The following is a 4,176-nucleotide window of genomic DNA, read 5'->3' as shown; positions in this document are numbered from 1 at the left end:
GCCGTTCCCATTCAGCATCGCTCAAGTCACCCCGCCCCATGTCCACATCAACGACGCGGACGGCGAGTAGTCACATGATCGTCCGGACAAGTCCTAGACGATCCCAAGCGTCGGCCGGCGGACCGGATGGGGACACCCGTGACGGTCGTCGAGCGGCGCTTCGCTCGACCGGAGAACACCGCACCCCGGCGGCCTGGTTCAGCTGGCACAGGGCAAACAGGTGATCGCGGCGTTCAGTCCGAGTTGAACCACACCAGCACCGCGGGGCCGTCCGGTGTGATCACCGGAACCCAGGCCTCATCGGCCTCACGGATCCGGCTCTCGTCCAGCCGCAGCGGATGCGGCTCCTCCGTGGTGCCGTCGGAGGCCCAGTAGCGGAGGGCGCCGATGGCACCACGGAGCCGGTCCCGCTCGTCATGCGGCCAGGTGTGGTTCCAGGTTCCGGCTCCGCGGAAGTCCTTCTCGAACAGCTCACGCAGCGCGGCCAGCTCATCGGGGCCGTGCAGCGGCACAAGGAAGCCCTCGACCTGCCCCTGACGGCAGGCCGTTCCCCCGTACTGCTGCTGGTAGAAGACACCGGTCCGCGCCTCGACCACCGCGTACAGCCAGCCGCCGGCGCTGATGCCGTCGGGGTCGAGGAAGACGAAGCGCCGGGAACCCATGGCCCCACTCTCCTGGGCCACCGGCCGTGAGCTCAAGGGCATTTGTGCGCCCACGGCCCGCAAGGATTCGTCGACCCGTCAGGAAACTGCCACCAGTACGTCTCCCAAGCCCCTTCTGATGGCTCCGGCCAGTACTCGTGCGTCATGCACGCACATACGACGGGACATCAGAATGACGAGAACGATCGGTCGGGTCCGCGGGGCAGCCCTTTCCGCGGCGGTGGTGATCGCGACGGCGACGATGCTGCTCGGCACAGGGGCAGGCCGGGCGGACGCCGTCGAGCGGGTCCGGATGGCGGACGGCGTGACGATCGCGCCGGGCATCACCTACCAGTCCTTCTCGGTGACCGCGTCGCACGGAACGGTCACCGGCCATGTGGTCACAGCCGATCTGCGCGACCGCCATGTCTCGGTGGGCCTGCTCTCACCGGGGAAGGTCGCCTCCCGCGCCAAGCTGTCCCAACTGGCCGCGGCACAGGGCGCGGTGGCGGGTGTCAACGCCGACTTCTTCAACATCGACGAGACCCAGCACCCTGGCGTCCAGGCGACCGGCTCCGCGGTCGGACCGGCGGTCTCCGACGGTGTGGCGCTGAAGGCGGCCGTACCGAACGGTCAGCGCTTCGGGCCGGGTCTGCCGCCCGGGACGTCGACCCGCGACGTCATCGGCGTCGGCTACGACCACAAGGCGCGGCTGGACGAACTCACCCTCGACGGCACGGTCCGGGCCCAGAAGGGCAAGCGGTTCGACCTCGAGGGGCTGAACCAGTACGCGATCCCCGAAGGCGGGATCGGTGCCTTCGACTCGCGGTGGGGAGAGGTGTCGCGCCGGCGCGCCGTGTGCGGCACCGACACCCTGCGCGCCGCCGCCTGCACCACGGACGCCTATGAGGTGACCGTGCGGGACGGCCGGGTGGTCTCCGGGTCCGACGCGATCGGCGCCGGCGCCATCGAGCCCGGCACGGTGGTCCTGGTCGGCCGCGAGGGCGGGGCGGCGGCGCTCCGTACGCTCCGGTTGGGCGAGCGCGTCCGCGTCTCCGACAAGCTGCGGAGCACCAGCGGCAAGCGGGTGAAGTTCGCGGTCGGCGGCTATCCCGTCCTGCGCGACGGCGCGCCGCTGCCAGGCCTGGACGACAAGGCCGTGGCGACCAGGACCGGAGCCGCCATCGGCGACGACGGCCGCTTGCTCCACCTCCTGGTGCTGGACGGCAGCGCGGAGGCGGGCGCTGGACTCACGGTCGCCGAACTGGCCGGAGTCTTCCAAGCCGTGGGCGCCGACGACGGCGTGAACCTGGACGGCGGGGGCTCCTCCACCCTCGTGACCCGTGATCCCGTGTCCGGCACGCCGGTCGTCCGGAACCACCCCACGGGCGGCGCCGAGCGCGCGATTCCCGAAGGGATCGGGCTGTTCTCGCGCGACTGACCCGGCCGCACCCGGGTGGCGTCGCCGCCGCCCGGGTGCACGCGCGGACGCGCCGGACCGTCACCCCCGGCCCGGGTCCCGGGGTGCCCACAGCGCGGCCCGGACCGTTCCCTCCTCGATGTCCTGCTGGGGAAGTCGCAGACCGAGCGCGTCGTCCAGGGCGTGGAAGTACAGTTCGAACGCGTCGGTCAGCTCGGGATGGTCCAGTTCGGCGCGGCGTATGGCCTGGTTGAGGAAGTCGAGCCGGCCGCCCCGGTGGTAGGGGGCCTGGCCCCGGTGGTACCAGATCAGTTCCAGTACGCCCCGGTCGTCGTCGACACGGACGCCGTCGCGCGTGTAGTCGAAGGTGTAGATGGCCTTCGCGGAGCAGGCGCTCAGGCACACCGTCTCGGTGACCCCGAGCCGGGAGAGCTCCGCTGCGCCTGCCCGGCTGCCGGGCGGCGTCTCGTGGTACATGAGGAACGCCCAGTCGCCCGCCTGCCCGAAGCAGCAGGACGTCCAGGCGGTGTCCCAGTGGTCGCGGTCGTGGCCGTCGACGCGGTGCAGGTCCGACCGGCGTGTCCCGGCGGCGACATGCTCCGGGTCGGCTCCGTACAGCAGCGCGATCTCCTCGGCGCTGACGCCCTCGCCGCGGAAGAAGACGAGGTTGGTGTACGGGTCCTGATCCCGCCAGGCTCGGGCGATCCAGGCGAGGCCTTCCAGCGGGTCGCGTCCGCACGGGCGCGTCGCCTGCGTTCCGTCCACGCCGCCGCTGCGGAATCGGCTGGCCCAGGCGGGGTTGATCTCCTCCAGCATCTTCGCCTGCCCGGCGACGAGGTTGCCGACGGGGCCCTGGCCGGGGGAGTGGGCCACGATGTGCTCGGCGAGATGACGGACCGCTTGCTCGGCGACGTAGTACAGTACCTGGTCCACGTCCCGCGTGGCGAAGACCTCTTGGTAGGGGTTGTCGTAGCCGTGCACCGTGCCGTCCTCGTCCAGGACGAGGAGGAGGCCGCCGCGATCGCCCACGCGCCGTGCGTACTGGTCGCGGGACGTGCCCATCGGCGGGAGCATGGCGTCGTCGAGCAGGTCGGAACCCGCGACCGTCCGCTGCCATGCCTGAGCGAGTGTGTGCTCCGTCATCTGCATGGGCGTCAGTATGCGGCGGGCCACTGACACAGCCCCCGTGCGCAAAGGCGAGGGTCAACTGCCGGCGGGGGCAGAGCGTGCCGTTGCGCGTCGGCGGTGCCTGAAATGGTTGACGGTCCCCGCGACGGCCGTGCCCAGCAGCACCACGGTCGCCAGAGCCAGGACGAGGATGGCCGCGTTGACCCATCCCGGAACCAGGTCGTATGAGGCGTTGCATTTGTTGTGCAGGGGAAAGACCTGGGCGAACTCCTTGAAGTGTGCTGCCCTGTAGTCGGGATCATAATGCTCGCCCACGACGAGTTCGCAGGTCTCCCGTACGTCCATGCCGCCGGAGAACGTCCCGTAGGCCCAGGTGACGAACACGGCGGCAGATGTCGCTGCCGACAGCAACAGGCTTCCCAAGGGCTTCACTTGGTGGATCCCCCCCTCCTTCGCGGGCAGGGATGAGGGTATCGCCCCCAGCTGCAGGGCCCGACGGCGGCCGCCGGGAAGGCGGTATTTCATGGCCGCCCGAATGTGGGAAATCCCGTCGGGGGTATTGACGGTGCGTATCCAGGGTCGATGCGGATGTGGCTGAAATGCGCCCGGTATTAAGGCAACTTTTCGAGGTGTGACCTGCGCCACATCGGCGGAGAAGGATGGTGCGGGTAAAGAAATAGTGGCTGGACGGCCTTTTCCCTCCAGGGGTTTGATTCGGTCGCGAGTCAATGATTAGTGTCGTGACTCGAACCTCCGCCCGGTCGGTCATCCATTCGGGATGGCGGCGGAGGTCCCCGCCGATTCTCAAGTGCCGTACGCGTACGGCAGGCGGCCGGAGGAAGAAGGAGCTCGCGCCAGTGGCGTCCCACCGTCGTCCCAAGCAGGCCGGTCGCACACGTGTCACCGTGCTCACCGCGACCGCCGCCGCAGCCGTCGCCCTGTCCGCGCAGGCCGCCCAGGCCGCGCCGGCCAAGCCGTCCGTCAAGA

4 protein-coding genes are annotated in these 4,176 nt (G+C 70.0%); 1 reads left to right on the top strand and 3 read right to left on the bottom strand.

Annotated features, from left to right (window positions below; genetic code table 11):
* Positions 1–233: 233 nt before the first annotated feature.
* Entirely contained in the window at positions 234–662 is a 429-nt protein-coding gene (locus PV350_RS45200) for a DUF6210 family protein (RefSeq protein ID WP_499508958.1), read from the bottom strand.
* Between the two features lie 172 nt (positions 663–834).
* Between PV350_RS45200 and PV350_RS45195 the strand changes: the two genes are divergently transcribed.
* Positions 835–2,082 (top strand): phosphodiester glycosidase family protein, encoded by a 1,248-nt coding sequence (locus PV350_RS45195; RefSeq protein WP_500339141.1) that lies wholly within the window; start codon positions 835–837, stop codon positions 2,080–2,082.
* 60 nt (positions 2,083–2,142) lie between these two features.
* On the opposite strand, the gene PV350_RS45190 is transcribed toward PV350_RS45195, so the two are convergent.
* Complete coding sequence (locus PV350_RS45190) at positions 2,143–3,210, bottom strand: hypothetical protein (RefSeq protein WP_500339140.1); 1,068 nt, start codon at positions 3,208–3,210, stop codon at positions 2,143–2,145.
* A 54-nt stretch (positions 3,211–3,264) separates the two neighbouring features.
* A complete protein-coding gene (locus tag PV350_RS45185) occupies positions 3,265–3,621 on the bottom strand; it encodes a hypothetical protein (protein ID WP_500339139.1) in 357 nt (118 codons plus the stop codon).
* Between the last annotated feature and the right edge of the window lie 555 nt (positions 3,622–4,176).

The sequence above is a fragment of the Streptomyces sp. PA03-6a genome (assembly GCF_033792765.1).
Classification (GTDB): Bacteria; Actinomycetota; Actinomycetes; order Streptomycetales; family Streptomycetaceae; genus Actinacidiphila.
Note: the sequence above shows the minus strand (reverse complement) of the source record. Positions and strands in the feature narration are given on the sequence as shown.

Excerpts from the sequence above, each read along its gene's own strand:
- PV350_RS45190 (WP_500339140.1), bottom strand. The coding sequence starts at position 3,210 with ATGCAGATGACGGAGCACACACTCGCTCAGGCATGGCAGCGGACGGTC.
- PV350_RS45195 (WP_500339141.1), top strand. The coding sequence starts at position 835 with ATGACGAGAACGATCGGTCGGGTCCGCGGGGCAGCCCTTTCCGCGGCG.
- PV350_RS45200 (WP_499508958.1), bottom strand. The coding sequence starts at position 662 with ATGGGTTCCCGGCGCTTCGTCTTCCTCGACCCCGACGGCATCAGCGCC.